A 16,907-nucleotide genomic window follows, 5' to 3' on the forward strand; every position below is an offset into this window, starting at 1 on the left:
TTAAACCGGAAAATCACATTCATATTCCCGATACCTGCGCTACTCTCATGTCAGGCCTTTGGGAGGAGGCGATGATGTCAGTCGAGGCGCGGGTGGATTTCCTAGGGGATAAGACGGTTTCGCGTTTCGAAGCGCCGGCTGCCGCCGTCCGTAGCGTCCGGCTTCTCATTGGCGGGACGGATCGCGATGCCGCCCATGGCGCGAGCTTCGAGCGCCACAATCCCATCACCGGCGAACTTACCACCACTGCCAGCGCTGCCAGCCTCGACGATGCGCTTGCCGCTGCCGATGCGGCCGCTGCCGCCTTCCCGGCCTGGGCCGACAGCACGCCCGCCTTCCGCCGCGCCGTTCTTGAACGCACCGCCAATATCCTCTCCCGGAATGAAGACCGCATCGTCGAGATCATGATGTCTGAAACCGGCGCGACCCGCGCCTGGTGCGCCTTCAACGTCAAACTCGGCAGCGAGATTTTCCGAGATGCCGCGGCCATGACCACGCATGTCAGCGGCGCGGTCATCCCCACCGACCGGCCGGGCGTCACCGCCTTCGCCATCCGCCAGCCGGCGGGCGTCTGCCTGGCGATCGCGCCCTGGAACGCGCCGATCATCCTTGGCGTCCGCTCCATCGCCATGGCGCTCGCCTGCGGCAATACGGTGATCTTCAAGGCGTCCGAACTCTGCCCGGCCACACACCGCGCCATCGTCGACGCGCTGGTCGAGGCCGGCATCCCCGCGGGCGTTATCAATCTTGTCTCCAATGCCCCGGCCGATGCCTCTGCGATCGTTGAGGCGCTCGTCGCCCATCCCGTCGTGCGGCGGATCAATTTCACCGGTTCGACCCGCGTCGGCCGGGTCATCGCCCAGGTGGCGGCCAAACATCTCAAGCGCTGCCTGCTGGAGCTGGGCGGCAAGGCGGCCTTCATCGTTCTTGACGATGCGGACCTCGACGAGGCGGTGAAGGCCGCCGCTTTCGGCGCTTTCTTCAACCAGGGCCAGATCTGCATGTCGACGGAGCGGATCATCGTGCTCGACAGCGTCGCCGATGCCTTCGTCGCCCGCTTCCGCGAAAAAGTCCGGACACTCAAGGCCGGCGATCCGGTGCTCGGCCATATGCCGCTCGGCTCGCTGGTGACCGCAGATTCCGCCCGCCGCGTCCGCATGCTGATCGATGATGCCATCGCCAAGGGTGCGACACTGCTAGCCGGCGGCGACAGCCATGACGCCTTCATGGATGCCACCGTGCTCGATAACGTCACGCGGCCGATGCGCCTCTACCGCGAGGAAAGTTTTGGCCCGGTCGCCGTGATCATCCGCGTCGCCGATGCCGAAGAGGCGATCACGATTGCCAATGATTGCGAATATGGCCTTTCCGGCGCCGTCTTCGGCCGCGACATCGTCCGCGCCATGGCCGTCGCTCGCCGCATCGAATCCGGTATCTGCCACATCAATTCCGCCACCGTCGCCGACGAGCCGCAAATGCCCTTCGGCGGCGTCAAGGCTTCCGGCTACGGCAAATTCGGCGGCATGGCCGCACTCGATGAATTCACCGAACTGCGCTGGATCACGCTCTCCGCGCAGCCCGGCGACTATCCGATTTAATGCAGGTAATTCAACATGGGAGGAAAACATGACGAATGAAAAGAAGAGCGGCCTGACACGCCGCGAACTGATGGCGGCCACAGCCGCGACAGGTGTAGCCCTCGCGCTCGGCACCCGCCCGGCCTTTGCTGCCGACAGCCTCAAGATCGGCTTCATCAGCCCGCGCACCGGCCCGCTCGGCGGCTTTGGCGAGACGGACGGCTATGTGCTTGATCTCGCCCGCAAGGCGCTGGAAAAAGGCTTCGCGGTCGGCGGCAAGACATTCAGCGTCGAGATCATCGACCAGGACACCCAGTCGGATCCGTCGCGCGCCGGCCAGCTCGCCAAGGACCTGATCAACAACCAGGCCATCGACATGATGCTGGTGATCTCGACGCCGGAAACCATCAATCCGGTCGCCGATGCCTGCGAGGCCGCTGGTGTCCCCTGCCTCTCCACCGTTATGCCCTGGGAAGCCTGGTATTTCGGCCGCGGCGCCAAGCCCGGCGCACCGTCACCGTTCAAATGGACCTATCATTTCGGCTTCGGTGTCGAGGAGTTCCACAAGGCCTATGTGTCGCAGTGGAGCCTCATCCCGACCAACAAGAAGGTCGGCGTCATGTATCCGAACGACGCCGACGGCAATGCCATCCGCGCCCATCTCGCGCCGCTCTTGCAGAAGGACGGCTTCACCATCGTCGATCCCGGCGCCTATGAAACCGGCACCACCGATTTTTCCAGCCAGATCAGCAAGTTCAAGGACGAAGGCGTCGAGATCATCAACACCTTCCCGATCCCGCCGGATTTCGCCGCCTTCTGGCGCCAGGCTGCCCAGCAGGGCCTGCACAAGCAGATCAAGATCCTGCAGGTGGCCAAGACCGGCCTCTTCCCCTCGGATGTGGAATCGCTCGGCCAGCTCGGCGTCAACATGGCGAGCGCCTGCTATTGGCACAAGGCCTTCCCCTATAAGTCGACGCTAACAGGCGTCAGCGGCACCGAGCTCGCCGACGGCTACGAGACCACGTCCGGCAAGCAGTGGACGCAGCAGCTCGGCGCCACCCTGGCACTGTTCGATGCCGGCTTCGACGCGCTCAAGAAGTCGGGCGATCCGAAGACCAAGGAGACCGTCGCCAAGGCGATCGCCGGGCTCAACACGGTCACCATCGCCGGCAAGGTGGATTTCACCTCCGGCCCGGTGCCGAATGTCGCCCCCGGCCCGATCATCGGCACGCAATGGGTCAAGGCCGCCGACGGTGCGAAATTCCCGCTCGACTATGTCGTCACCGAGCATGTCACCGATCCGAACGTGCCGGTGGCTGCCAAGCTTCTGCCTTACAACGCCTGATCAAGGCTGATCATTCGGGAACAGTATGTTGAACGATACGGAAAGCAGGACCGGCCCCGGCCGGTTCTCGGGGATCGGCATCCACAAACGTTTCGGTGCGCTCGCCGTGCTCGAGGATGTCGACTTCTCCATGGGCCTCAGCGAAGCGGTGGGGATTGTCGGGCCGAACGGCGCCGGCAAGACCACGCTGCTCGCCACCCTGGCCGGCGCCTTCCCGCCGAGCGCGGGCGCTGTCAGCTTTGCCGGCCGGGACGTGACGCGGCACTCCGCCGCCGATCGCTGCCGCGCCGGCCTGGTCCGCACCCATCAGGTGCCGAAACCGTTTCTCGGCATGACGACATTCGAAAATGTCTATGTCGCCGCCTCGCATTCGGTGAAGGGCCGCGACGAAGCTTATGAGCGCGTGATCGGCGCGCTCGACATGTGCGGCATGCTCAAAGTCGCCAACCGCCGCGCCGAGACGCTCGGGCTGCTCGACCGCAAGCGGCTGGAACTGGCCCGCGCGCTGGCCACCGGCCCGCAGGTCATCCTGCTCGACGAGATCGGCGGCGGGCTGACCGATTCCGAGGCGCAGGAACTCGTCCTGACCATCCAGGAACTGAAGCGCCGCGGTCTCGGCATCGTCTGGATCGAGCATATCGTGCATGTGCTCTTGCAGGTCGTCGACCGGCTGATCTGCATGGATGCCGGAAAAATCATCGCCGATGGCGAACCGCAGGCCGTGATGTCCGACCCGCACGTGGTCAAGGCCTATCTCGGCGGAGGGCCGAAATGACCATTCTCGCTCTCGACAATCTCACCGCCCGCCACGGCCTGCTCGAAGCCGTCAGGGGCATCTCCTTCTCGGTCCAGAAGGGCGAGACGCTCGCCCTGGTCGGCGCCAATGGCGCAGGCAAGACCACGCTTTTGCGCACGCTTGCCGGCGCCCATGCCGTCGCTTCCGGCGCGATCCGCCTTGGGGATGAAGATGTGACCGCGCTCCCCTCGCACAAGCGCGTGGCAAAAGGCATTGCGCTCGTGCCCGAAGGCCGGCGCATGTTCGCCTCGATGACGGTGGCGGAAAATCTCAAGCTTGGCTCGATGGCCGGCCGCAAGGGCGACTGGTCGATCGACAAGATCCTCGACATCTTCCCCAACCTGAAGAAGCGCATCAACCACAAGACCGGCCATCTCTCGGGCGGCGAACAGCAGGCCACCGCCATCGGCCGGGCGCTGATGAGCAATCCGGATGTGCTGCTGCTCGATGAAGTCTCGCTCGGCCTGTCGCCACTGATCGTCGACCGCGTCTATGAATCGCTCGACGGCCTGATCAAATCCGGCACGACCATCATCCTTGTCGAGCAGGACCTGGCGCGCGCCATGGCTGTTGCGAGCCGCGTCATCTGCATGCTCGAAGGCCGCATCGCGCTGGAGGGAGATGCCAGATCGCTCACCCGCGACCAGGTCACCGAGGCCTATTTCGGCCTGCATCGCGCCCGCAAAGGAGCCGTGGCATGATGAACCAACTCGTCCAGGGCATCCTGCTCGGCGGCTATTATGCGCTGCTGGCCTGTGGCCTTTCCTTCATGTTTTCGGTGATGCGCATCATCAACCTCGCCCATGGCAGTCTCGCCATTTGCGCCGCCTATCTGATGTTTGTGCTCAGCGACCGCGCCCATCTGCCGATCTGGGCCTGTTTCATCATTGCCGTGATCGTCATGGCGGTGGTCGGCTGGCTGATCCAACGGCTGATCCTCGACCGCAGCGCCCGCGGCGGGCAACTGCTGCCGATCCTCTCCACCTTCGGCCTGTCCATGGTGATCGACAACTCGCTGTTCGAACAGTTCGGCGCCAATACCAAGTCGCTGGCCAATTCCATTGGCGACCTCTCCTGGGATAGCTGGCAACTGCCCGGCGGCATGTATGTCGGCAAGCTTCCGGTATTGATCTTCATCGTCGCCGTGCTCTTGCTCGCCGGCCTGCAGCTGATGCTCAACTATACCCGCCTCGGCCGCGCCATCCGCGCCACGGCGGAGGATCCGGATACGGCCGGCCTGATGGGCATCGATGCTATCAGAGTCAATGCCGCCGCCGCGGCGATCACGCTGGTGACGGTGACGATCGCTGGCATGTTCCTTGCCATGCGCGCCACCTTCGAGCCCTATGCTGGCGCCACGCAACTGCTGTTCGCCTTCGAGGCGGCGGTGATCGGCGGCGCAGGCTCGCTCTGGGGTACGCTGATCGGCGGCATTATCCTCGGCATCGCGCAGACGCTGGGCGCCACGCTGCATCCGCTCGGCTTCCTGATCGCCGGCCATGCCGCTTTCCTCATCATATTGCTGGCGCGGCTCTTCCTGCCCGATCTCGCTTTGCTGCCCGCCAGGCTCGCCAATCGTAGAGGTGCCGCATGAGCGTCGACATGACCCTTCCGACCGCAGGCTCGGTCGAGCGCTGGACCAGTTCGTCGCGCATCGCGGCATGGCTGTCGATCGCCCTCCTCGCCGTGCTCGCCCTCGGTCCCGCCTTCCTCAGCGCCGGCATGGTCGACCGCATGACCGCGCTCTTCATCTACGTCATCATGGCAGCGATGTGGAATGCGCTGGCCGGCTTCGGCGGCCTGGTTTCGGTCGGCCAGCAATTGTTCTTCGGCCTCGGCGCCTATTTCACCGTCCGGCTCGCCTATCAGGGCATCGACCCCTTCATATCGATGCTGATTGCCGCCATCGCCGTCGCCGCCGTGTCGTGGCCGCTGTCCTTCCTCATGCTCAGGCTCAAGGGCGGCGAATTCGCCATCGGCATGTGGGTGGTCTCGGCTCTCGTGCATCTCCTGGTCAATCTCGACAGGCTGATCCAGGGCGAAACCGGCACCTCGCTGATCTCGCTCAACGCCTATGCCAGCGGCGAACGGCGCGACCTCATCTACTGGTGCGCGCTTGTCGCCATGGCCGCCTTCCTGATCGGCCTCTTCGCCCTTCTGCGCAGCAAGACCGGCGCCGCCATCCAGGCGATCCGCGACAACGAGGATGCGGCGGGGGCGCTCGGCGTCAAGGTCACGGCGACCAAGCGGCTGCTCTTCGTGCTCGCCGCCGCCGGCATTGGCATTGCCGGGGCACTCTGGCTTGCGAGTTCCGTCACCTTCCAGCCAAAGAATTATTTCTCGGTGCAATGGACGGCCTACATGATCTTCATGGTCCTGGTCGGAGGCATCGGCACGTTCGAAGGCGCCATTCTCGGTGCGGTGATCTTCTTCCTGATCGAGACCTGGTTCGGCGGCCTGGGCGTCTGGTACCTGATCGGGCTCGGCCTGGTGGCGCTGATCTTCTCGCTGCTTTTCCCGCGCGGTCTTTGGGGCGCGGTCGAAAACCGCTTCGGCATCTCGCTGATGCCCGTGGGCTACCGGCTCCGGCTGCCCGAAACCATCACACGAAAGGGAGAATGATATGCTGTTGGGCAAGACCCTAGTCATTACGGGCGTCTCGTCGGGCATCGGCGCCCGCACGGCCGAACTGGCGGTAGCGCAAGGCGCGGACGTGATCGGCATCGACATGAAGGAGCCGGCCCAGCCGTCGGCGAATTTCATCAAGGGCGATCTTTCCAACCCGACCGGCATCGAAGCCGTGGTCGAGCAATTGCCGCTGCGTTTCGACGCGCTGCTCAACGTCGCCGGCATTTCCGGCAAGATCGGCGCCGAGCCGACGCTCGCCATCAATTTCTACGGCCTGCGCCTGTTCACCGAGGCGCTCGCCCGCCGCATCCGCGAAGGCGGCTCGGTGGTCAACGTCGCCTCGATCGCCGGCTATGGCTGGCGCGCCAATCTCGACCGCGCCAAGGCGCTGGTCGCCGAGACCGGCTTCCCAGACATCAAGGCCGTGATCGCTAGGCACAATATCCCGAACGAGATCGGCTACCCGCTCTCCAAGGAACTGCTGCTGCTCTGGACGCAGAAGGCGGCGCATGAGCGGCTGTTCAGGGATCGCAACATCCGCGTCAACGCCGTCAGCCCAGGCCCGGTGGAGACGCAGATTCTCAGGGAATTCCGTTCCGTGCTGGGCGACGAGAAGGTCGATTCCGACATATCCCGCGTCGGCCGCGCCGGCACCGCGTCGGACATCGCGCCTGTCATCCTCTTCCTCGCTTCCGATGCCGCCCGTTGGATCAACGGCGCCAATATCGCCAATGACGGCGGCCTCGAAGCTTCGATCAACGCCGACGTGCTCGGCTTCTAACATCCAAAAGAAGGGAAACACCATGTTGGAACTCCAGCAAATCATTGGCGGCAAGTCCGTCCCTGCCTTTTCCGGCAAGACGTTTGACCGCATCGACCCCTATACCGGCAAGGTCGCGACCCGCGCTCCCGCCTCGGGCGTCGCGGATGTGAAGGCCGCCGTGGCCGCCGCTCACGCTGCCTTCCCGGCCTGGTCGAAGACCGGCCCTGGCGAGCGCCGCGCGCTGCTGTTCAAGRCCGCCGACATGCTCGCCTCCAAGGTCGACGAATTCGCCAAGATCATGATCGAGGAAACCGGCGGCACCGCGCCCTGGGCCGGCTTCAACACTATGCTTGCCGCCGGCATGCTGCGCGAGGCGGCCGGCATGACCACCCAGATCCAGGGCGAGATCATCCCTTCCGACAAACCCGGCACGCTCTCCATGGCGATCCGCCAGGCTGCCGGCGTCTGCGTCGGCATCGCACCGTGGAATGCGCCGATCATCCTCGGCACCCGCGCCATAGCCATGGCGCTCGCCTGCGGCAACACCGTGATCCTGAAAGCTTCGGAAGCCTGCCCTGGCCTGCATATGCTGATCGGCCAGGCGCTGGTCGAGGCCGGCCTGCCGGCGGGCGTGATCAACGTCATCAGCAACGCACCGGAAGATGCCGCCGCGGTTGTCGAGGCGCTGATCGCCGCCCCTGAAGTCCGCCGCGTCAACTTCACCGGCTCGACCCGCGTCGGCCGCCGCATCGGCGAACTCTGCGGCAAATATCTGAAACCTGCTCTGCTCGAACTCGGCGGCAAGGCGCCGATGATCGTGCTCGACGATGCCGATATCGATGCCGCCGTCAATGGCGCGGTCTTCGGCGCCTATGCCAATATGGGCCAGATCTGCATGTCGACCGAACGCATCATCGTACACGAGAAGATCGCCGACGAATTCGTCCGCAAACTGGCCGACCGCGCTTCCAAACTGCCGGCCGGCGATCCGCGCGGCCATGTCGTGCTTGGCTCGCTGGTGACGCCGGAAGCCGCCCTTAAGATGGAAGACTTTATCAAGGACGCGGTCGACAAAGGCGCCAAGCTGGTCGCCGGCGGCAAGCGCACCGGCTCGGTCGTCGAAGCGACTTTGCTCGACGGCGTCAAGATCGGCATGCGCGCCTATGACGAGGAGAGCTTTGGCCCGGTCAAGCCGGTGATCCGCGTGCGCGACGAAGAGGAGGCCATCGCCATCGCCAACGACACCGAATACGGCCTGTCAGCCTCCGTCTATAGCCGCGACGTGCAGCGGGCCATGGCTGTCGCCGCGCGCATCGAAAGCGGCATCTGCCACATCAACGGCCCGACCGTGCACGACGAAGCGCAGATGCCCTTCGGCGGCGTCAAGGGCTCCGGCTACGGACGCTTCGGCGGCAAGGCGGCGATCAACGAATTCACCGACTTGCGCTGGATCACTATTGAGGACCCGCACCAGCACTATCCGTTCTGATCAGTGCGAGCGGCGGTGCGGCATGTTCCGCACCGCCGACGCTCAACCAAGTTTCTCATATCTCAAACGCGGCGTGAATCGATGAAACCGGCTGCCACCGGTTTCGACGTGCCTATCAAAGCAAATCCCCAGGGAGGAACAATGTCCAAGCAGCAACTGGAATTCATTCTCAGCATCAGCGCCCAAAATCCGCCGCCGGAAAACGCCACACCGGCCGTCATGCGCGAATGGTTCGAAGGCATCAATGCCCAGACGCCGATTGCCGAGGGTTCGATGATCCAGCGGGTGGCGGCAGGACCTTGCGGCGGCGACCTCATCCAGCGCACCGACACGGACAAGCGCCGGCTCATCATCTATTTCCATGGCGGTGGCTTCTTTTTCGGCTCCAGCCGATCGCATCGGGTGATCGCCACCCACTTGGCGCGGGCGAGCGGTATCAGCGTCCTGGCGCCCGACTATCGTTTGGCGCCCGAAAACCCGGCGCCTGCCGCCCATGACGATGCCGTCGAAACCTATAAATGGGCTCTGGCGCAAGGCTATGATCCGGCAGCAATCGCTATTTGCGGCGACAGTGCCGGCGGCAATCTGGCGCTTTCGGTCGCTGTCCGCGCAAAGAAGGCAGGCTTGCCGCAGCCGGCCGCGCTGATGCTGATGTCTCCGGCACTCGATCTTGCCGGCATAGGCGAATCTCACCGCTCAGTGCCGGATGCGCCGCTTTTGACGCCCGAGCTCATGGCCATCTTCAACGCCTGTTACATTGGCGATGGCGACAGGAAGTCCGAGACTGTCACGCCGTTCTACAGCGATTTCACCGGTCTGCCGCCTGTGCTCGTGCATGTCGGATCGTGGGAAATCCTCCGCGACGATTCCATTACCGTGGTCGAACGGCTGAAGGCGGCCGGTGTCGATGCAGAACTCAAGGTTTTCGACGGCATGGTGCATTCCTGGCAGCTCTTCGCCCCAATGCTCGACGAAGGCATGCAGTCGATCGATGAAGCCGGCGCTTTCCTGCGCGCGAAGAAACTCGACGTCTCCAGCGGCGCAGCTGCCTCGGCGGCAGTGGCATAGGAATGGCGTCCGCCATATCAATGGCCCGATCGCATGACGAGGCGCAAATGCCCTTCGGCAGCGTGAGCGTTTCGACTACGGTCGTGTTCGGGGCGAGGCGGTGATCAACTGATCGGCACCGGGCCATCATCGAGGGCCCACACCAGCACTATCCGTTCTGAGGCTTGAATCGAAAGCAGTCATTCAACGTCACCTGTTCTTGGCCGCCTTGCTTTAAGGCGGCCATCGTAACCTGCTTGCCAGCAGGACCACTGCTGCTAATCTCTGGGAATGAAGCTCGGTGAACTGAAATCCATTGGCCACAACATCGCGGACTCGCTTGCGTGCGGGCTCGGATTGATGATCGGATATTATCCAACAGATATATTCGGCGAAGCGGCGAACAGTGGCGAAGGTTACATTCTGGTAGATTTCATTGCCGGAACATCGTCTGGCGCTCGTCCGTCAGCATCATTGTCCAGGGCGATCTCACTTTATGCCGACGCGTTGGATAACTTAAGTCAGCGGCATGGAGTCGGATCGCATGTATTCCGCAAACTGACGGCGAGATATGCGGTGGACTCGCATGGGAACCGATTTACGGTGACAGTCGAAGACCAAAATGGGCGTCACTCAACCGACGAATATCTCGGTTCGCCGGGCGAACGAGTCATGGATCTTGATGCACTGGGTCGAGTTCGTCCGAAGCGAACCTCTCAGAAAACAGAATGAGTCCATGACCGGGGCGGCTTCACGCCTTCCTTTGCAGCTCATGTCCACCGTCCGCATATCGCGTGATTTGACTTTTTGCGTTACCGGCACTAAGTCAGCGGCAGGGCAAGGGACCCCTGCCGCTCGCAGTCTTCGGACATGGTGAAGTCCCTGAATTCGGATCAACGTCTGATTTCCACTTGAGGCATTCCGGCCTTTGGCAATGCGGGCACCCAAGCATTGCATCGGAATGCCAGGAAAGAGGACTGTCATGGGTGACACGACCCAACTCCCCTCGCTGGATGCGCTCAAGGAGCAGGCAAAACGCCTGCGCGATGCGCTTGCCCGCCAGGGAACCCAGATCAACCATTCGAAATCGCTGGAGCTGATCGCCAGCCAGTACGGCTTCCGCGACTGGAACACGCTGCATGCCAGGCTCGGCAACAGGGTGCCGAAGCGCACGCTTTCGCTGGGCGACAAAGCCTCGGGCCGCTATCTCGGCAAGGCTTTTACCGGCCGGGTGATCGCCGTGCAGCGCATGACCGCCGGCAACATGACCCGCGTGACCTTCGATTTCGACGAGGCGGTCAATGTCTCGCAGTTCGAGAGTTTTGCCGTGATGCGTAAGCGCATCGTCTGCATGCTCGACGAGGAAGGCAAGACGGTGGAGAAGACTTCGAACGGCGTGCCGCATGTGGAACTGGCGTGAGAAGTCGGATGGTCGGCAGGCGGCTTTGCGTGAGCCGTCGACCCGTCAGTGTTCTTCCGACACATAGGGGTGACCGATGGCCGATAGCTTGATCCAGACCCATTCCGGATATCGTTCGTCATCAGCCCATATGTCGACCTCGACCTCGCGGGCCGGCGTCGGCAGATAGATATAGTGGAATGCCGCACTGTCGCTCAAGGTCACCACGCCGCTGGTGACCGAAAGCGTTCCGCTCCAGAGCTTTGTGCCGCTGTCACAGTCATGATCGGTAACTGTCACCAGCGAGGCGCCATCAACATCCGGCATGACGCAGAACGCCAGGCAATCGGCTGTCGCAACCACGAAGGCCGAGCCTGTATTGTCGGGTATGGCAAAATCGTCAATCGCATCCGAGAGAAACAGGATCGCGTGCTCGACTTCCATCTGCATCTGGAACCTGGGCATGGCCGACCTCCGGTGGCATGAAGCCTTTCCCGGTTAAACGGCTGCAACCAGGAAAAGGCTCCCAATCCCCACTCTCGCATTCGGAGCCGCGACCTGCAAGCTCCCAGCATGTCGCCCGAAAGTGGTCCTGGTTTCGGGATAACCACATGCGCAAAAACAAGAGGGAAAGCGCGTGACGGCGCGCTTCAAAATGTCGGCGGCGTGTTGATCCAGAGCAGCACCGTCTCGCCGGCAAAGCTGTTGCGCCAGCTATGCGGCCGGCGGCTTTCGAAATAGAAGGAGTCGCCGGCACCGAGCTCGAAGAACTGGTCGCCATCGAGCACGATCTCGATGCTGCCGGTGAGCACATGCATGAATTCCTCGCCGTCGTGCTGATAGGCGCCCTCACTCGATGCGCCGGGCGCCAGCACGAAGCGATGACACTCCATCTGGTTCTTGCCTTCGGAGAGGACCTGCACCGTCACTCCAGACGATGTCGTCGGCCAATAGGACCAGGCGCCGTTGCGGATCAGTGATTCTCCCGAATTCCGCTCCTCCTGGCCGCTCAGAATGGCAAGCGTCGTGCCGAAATGGTTGACCACCTCATGCAGCGCCTTGAAGGAGAGGCCTTGCGACGTCCGCTCGAAGGTCGACAGCAGCGACACAGACACGCCGGTGGCGGCCGCGACATTTTCCAGCGTCTTGCCGGCGTCGCGGCGCAGCTGCCGCAGCTTCTGGCCGATGGCGGCATCGGCATCGGCACTTGCTCCAGACGACACCCGGGACTGCTCTTCCGCCTCCGGCACCTCCTGCAGCAGGCTCTCGCGGATCGCCGCAGGATTGAGCCCCTTGTCTGTTCTTAGCCAGCTAATCTTCTTCAGCCGCTCGACATGCACCGCCTCGTAGAGCCGCTGCCCCGACTCCGTCCGCACCGGCTCGATCAATCCCTGGCTCTCCCACAGGCGCAGGGTCGAGGGCGACACGCCGGCCATGCGTGCGGCCTCGGCGATCTTGTATCGAATCTGCTCCTGCATGGTGCAATCGGCCCCAAAAATCTCTTCCAACCCATATTGCAACTCTACAGAAAAAATGCAAAGAATATTTTCGAGGCTGTGGGGAGCGCTTCTCCGCAGTGTTGCTTTCCGTCACTCACATCCCGGGAGATTTCCATGCTCAACACTGAAATTGCGGCCCGCAGATCCGATGCGATCTCGCGCGGCGTCGGCGTTACCACGCAGGTCTATGCCGACAAGGCGCAAAATGCGGAAATCTGGGATGTCGAGGGCCGTCGTTATATCGATTTCGCCGCCGGCATCGCCGTGGTCAATACCGGCCATCGCCATCCCAAGGTGATCGCCGCCGTCAAGGACCAGCTCGACCATTTCACCCATACCTGCCATCAGGTCGTGCCCTACGAGAATTATGTCCGCCTCGCCGAGCGTCTCAACAATGCCGTGCCGGGTAATTTCAAGAAGAAGACGATTTTCGTCACCACCGGTGCCGAAGCTGTTGAAAACGCGGTGAAGATCGCCCGTGCCGCGACCAACCGCTCCGCCGTCATCGCCTTTACCGGCGCCTTCCACGGCCGCACCTTCATGGGCATGACGCTGACCGGCAAGGTCGTTCCCTACAAGACCGGCTTCGGCGCGATGATGCCCGATGTCTTCCACGTGCCCTTCCCGATCGAACTCCATGACCAGACTATCGAGGATTCGCTCGCCGTCCTCGACAAGCTGTTCAAGGCCGATGTCGACCCCAACCGCGTCGCGGCCTTCATCATCGAGCCGGTGCAGGGCGAAGGTGGCTTCTACGAGACGCCGCGCGCCTTCATGCAGAAGATCCGCGAAATCGCCGACAAATACGGCATCCTGCTGATTGCCGACGAAGTCCAGACCGGCTTCGCGCGCACCGGCAAGCTGTTTGCCATGGAACATTATGGCGTTGCCGCCGACCTGACGACCATGGCCAAGGGCCTCGGCGGCGGCTTCCCGATCGCAGCCGTCACCGGCCGCGCCGAGATCATGGATGCACCCGGACCGGGCGGCCTCGGCGGCACCTATGGCGGCAACCCGATCGGCATCRCCGCCGGCAATGCCGTGCTCGATGTGATTGAAGAGGAAGGCCTCAACGAGCGCGCTGAATCGCTCGGCAACCGGCTGAAGCAGCGCCTGCATTCGCTGCTCGGCGAGGTGCCGCAGATCGCCGATATCCGCGGCCCCGGCTTCATGAACGCCGTGGAGTTCAACATTCCCGGAACGAAAAACCCGAATGCCGACTTCACCAGCAAAGTGCGCGAAAAGGCTCTCGCCAAAGGCCTGATCCTGCTCACCTGCGGCGTCTACGGCAATGTCATCCGCTTCCTCGCCCCGATCACCATCGAAGACAATGTCTTCGCCGAGGCTATGGATATTCTCGAAGCAACCTTGCGCGAATGCGCAGCTGAGGCTTGAACCCATGATTTCCGATAAACTCACCTCCAAGCTCAAGGACCCGTCGCTGGTCACCGACAAGGCGTTCATTGCCGGCGAATGGGTCGCCAACAGCGACAGCGGCAAGACGTTTGACGTCACCAATCCGTCGACCGGCGACGTCATAGCCACCCTGCCGGACATGAACCGCGCCGAGGCCAAGCGCGCCATCGACGCCGCTCACAAGGCCCAGAAAGAATGGGCAAAGAAGACCGGCAAGGAACGCGCCGCGATCCTGCGCAAGCTCTACGACCTGATGGTCGCCAATGCCGACGACCTCGCCGCCATCCTGACCACGGAAATGGGCAAGCCGCTGGCCGAGGCCAAGGGCGAAGTCCTCTATGGCGCTTCTTACGTCGAATGGTTCGGCGAGGAAGCCAAGCGCGTCTATGGCGACACCATTCCCGGCCATCAGCAGGACAAGCGGATCATCGTCATCAAGCAGCCGATCGGGGTTGTCGCGGCGATCACGCCATGGAATTTCCCGAATGCGATGCTGGCGCGCAAATTCGCGCCGGCCGTGGCCGCCGGCTGCACCATGATCTCCAAGCCTGCCGCCGAGACGCCGCTTTCGGTCACCTCGCTCGCCATTCTCGCCGAGCGGGCCGGCATGCCAGCGGGCGTGTTCAACGTCATCCTGTCGAAGGATTCTCCGTCGGTCGGCAAGGAATTCACCGAGAATGACAAGGTTCGCAAGCTGACCTTCACCGGCTCCACCGAAGTCGGCCGTATCCTGATGCGCCAGGGCGCCGACCAGATCATGAAGCTCGGCCTGGAACTCGGCGGCAATGCGCCCTTCATCGTCTTCGACGATGCCGATCTCGATGCCGCCGTCGAAGGCGCGATGATCTCGAAATACCGCAACAACGGCCAGACCTGCGTCTGCGCCAACCGCCTCTACGTCCAGTCCGGCGTCTATGATGCCTTCGCCAAGAAACTGGCCGAGAAGGTCGGCGCGATGAAGGTCGGCGACGGTTTCGAAACCGGCGTCAATGCCGGCCCGCTGATCACCAAGGCCGCCGTCGACAAGGTCGAGGAACACATTGCCGACGCGCTGGAAAAAGGCGCCAAGGTGGCGGTCGGCGGCAAGCCGGACGCCCATGGCGGCCTGTTCTTCCAGCCGACCATCCTGACCGGCGTGACGTCGGAGATGAAGGTCGCCCGCGAAGAGACCTTTGGTCCGGTCGCGCCGCTGTTCAAGTTCGACACCGAAGAACAGGTCGTCGAAATGGCCAACAACACCGAATTCGGCCTCGCCTCCTATTTCTACTCCAAGGACGTCTCGAAGATTTTCCGCGTCGCCGAGGCACTGGAATACGGCATGGTCGGCATCAATACCGGCCTGATCTCCACCGAAGTCGCCCCCTTCGGCGGCATCAAGCAATCCGGCCTCGGCCGCGAGGGCTCGAAATATGGCATCGAGGACTATATCGAGATCAAGTATCTCTGCCTGAGCATCTGATTTCGGGTCTTCATCTCCGATTGGCCGCGGTACGTCCGCGGCCTTTCGTTTCCCTACGCTGAACGATCTGTCGCCATCGTCACACTTCAATGAACGATGCCGATGCGCTATCTATTTCATCAAGTAGACGGTCTAAGAGCCGTTGGAGATAGTCATGGCATCGCTCAGCAACGCATTTTCCAATCTCGCATCCACACCGCGCATGCCGGCTTTGTTCGTCGGCCATGGCAGCCCGATGAACGCGATCATCGACAACGAATATAGTCGGAAATGGCGCCAGATGGGCGAAGAACTGCCGACGCCCAAGGCAATCCTCGTCGTCTCCGCTCACTGGATGACGCGCGGTGCGACCCTCGTCCATATCGGCAGCAACCCGAAGACCATTCACGATTTCGGCGGCTTCCCGCCGGAACTCTTCGCCCAGCAATACAATGCGCCCGGCGCGCCGGATTTCGCCCAGGCGACGATCGAACTGCTGGAGGAAAGCCACGCCCATTCCGACGAACGCTGGGGCCTCGACCACGGCGCTTGGTCGGTGCTGATCCAGATGTTCCCCAAGGCCGACATTCCGGTCTATCAGCTGTCGCTCGATCTCTCGAAGGGTCTCGCCGATCATTTCAAGCTCGCCCAGGAACTGAAGGCTCTTCGTGAAAAGGGCGTGCTGATCATCGGCAGCGGCAATGTCGTGCATAACCTGCGGACGCTCGACATGAGCGGCCGGGTATTCGACTGGGCAGAGGAATTCGATCGCTACATGGCGGACGCCATTGCCGCCAAGGATGTGGGCAAGGTGCTGGAGGTCGRCAAACTCGGCCGGATCGCGGCTCTTTCGCATCCGACGATCGAGCATTTCCTGCCGATCCTCTACCCGCTCGCTGTCATGTCGGAAGACGAAAAGGTCGGCTTCTTCAACGAGTCGATCGATCTCGGCTCGATCTCGATGCGCAGCTTTCTGCTGTCGTAATCAGCTTTCCGGATGCCGGAGCAAATCCAGCGTCCGCTGATCCATCCGGCCGCCACAATAGCAGTCGATCGCCAGGCGGAAGATGCTGTCTGGCTGATCGTCCGCCGATGCGAACAGCGTCATCGACGAGCCGAATTTCATGTCGTCCGGTGAGCCGAAAATCTGGTGCGAGGATCGGCCTTTCACAGCGAGCACTGCCTCCGTGCATCGCCTGAGCCGTTCGCCCAGCACCGGATGCGCGAGATGGGCCTTTGCCTCATCCAGCGACACGATGCCGTATTTGAACGCGGTGGAGGAAATGCCGAGCCCGCGCATCTGCGGAAAGATGAACCACATCCAGTGGCTCCGCTTGCGGCCGGCCTGGAGCTCGGAAAGAGCAGTGTCGAAAACACCGTCCTGGGCGGTGATGAAGCGGTCAAGATCGAAGTCATCCATGCTCATCGGAATTTCCTCTCTTTGACAAATTGTAGCCAACTGGCTACGATCGTTTCATCCCGCTGTTCAAGAAGACGGATCAATTCGAGC

17 protein-coding genes are annotated in these 16,907 nt (G+C 62.5%); 14 read left to right on the top strand and 3 right to left on the bottom strand.

Going from position 1 to position 16,907, the window contains the following annotated elements; translation table 11 throughout:
* The first annotated feature begins 71 nt into the window (after positions 1 to 71).
* From AC1D06_RS04610 to AC1D06_RS04660, 11 genes are all read left to right on the top strand, one after another.
* The gene (locus tag AC1D06_RS04610; protein WP_477985312.1) at positions 72 to 1,598 is read left to right on the top strand and encodes an aldehyde dehydrogenase; all 1,527 of its coding nucleotides are present in this window, start codon (positions 72 to 74) and stop codon (positions 1,596 to 1,598) included.
* A 28-nt stretch (positions 1,599 to 1,626) separates the two neighbouring features.
* On the top strand, positions 1,627 to 2,922 hold the full coding sequence (locus AC1D06_RS04615) for an ABC transporter substrate-binding protein (protein ID WP_477985314.1): 1,296 nt from the start codon (positions 1,627 to 1,629) through the stop codon (positions 2,920 to 2,922).
* 28 nt (positions 2,923 to 2,950) lie between these two features.
* Positions 2,951 to 3,697 (top strand): ABC transporter ATP-binding protein, encoded by a 747-nt coding sequence (locus AC1D06_RS04620; RefSeq protein ID WP_477985316.1) that lies wholly within the window; start codon positions 2,951 to 2,953, stop codon positions 3,695 to 3,697.
* A complete protein-coding gene (locus AC1D06_RS04625; RefSeq protein ID WP_477985318.1) occupies positions 3,694 to 4,419 on the top strand; it encodes an ABC transporter ATP-binding protein in 726 nt (241 codons plus the stop codon). Before AC1D06_RS04620 ends, AC1D06_RS04625 begins: the two co-directional genes overlap by 4 nt.
* The gene (locus AC1D06_RS04630) at positions 4,416 to 5,312 is read left to right on the top strand and encodes a branched-chain amino acid ABC transporter permease (protein WP_477985320.1); all 897 of its coding nucleotides are present in this window, start codon (positions 4,416 to 4,418) and stop codon (positions 5,310 to 5,312) included. Before AC1D06_RS04625 ends, AC1D06_RS04630 begins: the two co-directional genes overlap by 4 nt.
* Before the next feature lie 8 nt (positions 5,313 to 5,320).
* Positions 5,321 to 6,340, top strand: a complete 1,020-nt coding sequence (locus AC1D06_RS04635) for a branched-chain amino acid ABC transporter permease (RefSeq protein WP_477985322.1) — start codon at positions 5,321 to 5,323, stop codon at positions 6,338 to 6,340.
* Position 6,341: 1 nt separating this feature from the next.
* On the top strand, positions 6,342 to 7,127 hold the full coding sequence (locus tag AC1D06_RS04640; RefSeq protein ID WP_477985324.1) for a coniferyl-alcohol dehydrogenase: 786 nt from the start codon (positions 6,342 to 6,344) through the stop codon (positions 7,125 to 7,127).
* Positions 7,128 to 7,149: 22 nt separating this feature from the next.
* On the top strand, positions 7,150 to 8,598 hold the full coding sequence (locus tag AC1D06_RS04645; RefSeq protein ID WP_477985326.1) for an aldehyde dehydrogenase: 1,449 nt from the start codon (positions 7,150 to 7,152) through the stop codon (positions 8,596 to 8,598).
* Between the two features lie 141 nt (positions 8,599 to 8,739).
* The gene (locus AC1D06_RS04650) at positions 8,740 to 9,666 is read left to right on the top strand and encodes an alpha/beta hydrolase (protein ID WP_477883417.1); all 927 of its coding nucleotides are present in this window, start codon (positions 8,740 to 8,742) and stop codon (positions 9,664 to 9,666) included.
* A 270-nt stretch (positions 9,667 to 9,936) separates the two neighbouring features.
* Positions 9,937 to 10,377 (top strand): hypothetical protein, encoded by a 441-nt coding sequence (locus AC1D06_RS04655; protein WP_477883416.1) that lies wholly within the window; start codon positions 9,937 to 9,939, stop codon positions 10,375 to 10,377.
* Positions 10,378 to 10,627: 250 nt separating this feature from the next.
* Complete coding sequence (locus AC1D06_RS04660; protein WP_477883414.1) at positions 10,628 to 11,065, top strand: glyoxalase superfamily protein; 438 nt, start codon at positions 10,628 to 10,630, stop codon at positions 11,063 to 11,065.
* 45 nt (positions 11,066 to 11,110) lie between these two features.
* On the opposite strand, the gene AC1D06_RS04665 is transcribed toward AC1D06_RS04660, so the two are convergent.
* Both AC1D06_RS04665 and AC1D06_RS04670 read right to left on the bottom strand, forming a co-directional pair.
* Positions 11,111 to 11,509, bottom strand: coding sequence for a hypothetical protein (locus tag AC1D06_RS04665; protein ID WP_477883412.1), 399 nt, complete (start codon positions 11,507 to 11,509; stop codon positions 11,111 to 11,113).
* A gap of 185 nt (positions 11,510 to 11,694) precedes the next feature.
* A complete protein-coding gene (locus AC1D06_RS04670) occupies positions 11,695 to 12,522 on the bottom strand; it encodes a MerR family transcriptional regulator (protein ID WP_477985328.1) in 828 nt (275 codons plus the stop codon).
* 135 nt (positions 12,523 to 12,657) lie between these two features.
* On the opposite strand from AC1D06_RS04670, the gene AC1D06_RS04675 reads away from it, so the two are divergent.
* From AC1D06_RS04675 to ygiD, 3 genes are all read left to right on the top strand, one after another.
* Entirely contained in the window at positions 12,658 to 13,938 is a 1,281-nt protein-coding gene (locus AC1D06_RS04675) for a 4-aminobutyrate--2-oxoglutarate transaminase (protein ID WP_477985330.1), read from the top strand.
* Positions 13,939 to 13,942: 4 nt separating this feature from the next.
* Positions 13,943 to 15,418: an NAD-dependent succinate-semialdehyde dehydrogenase gene (locus AC1D06_RS04680; protein ID WP_477985332.1), complete on the top strand. Its 1,476-nt coding sequence runs from the start codon at positions 13,943 to 13,945 to the stop codon at positions 15,416 to 15,418.
* A gap of 154 nt (positions 15,419 to 15,572) precedes the next feature.
* Positions 15,573 to 16,382 (top strand): 4,5-DOPA-extradiol-dioxygenase, encoded by an 810-nt coding sequence (gene ygiD, locus AC1D06_RS04685; RefSeq protein WP_477985334.1) that lies wholly within the window; start codon positions 15,573 to 15,575, stop codon positions 16,380 to 16,382.
* Here ygiD and AC1D06_RS04690 read toward each other — a convergent pair whose 3' ends face one another.
* Entirely contained in the window at positions 16,383 to 16,823 is a 441-nt protein-coding gene (locus AC1D06_RS04690; protein WP_477985336.1) for a DUF1810 domain-containing protein, read from the bottom strand. It lies immediately after the preceding gene.
* Positions 16,824 to 16,907 lie beyond the last annotated feature (84 nt).

This window comes from Rhizobium sp. P2_G2 (assembly GCF_056403555.1).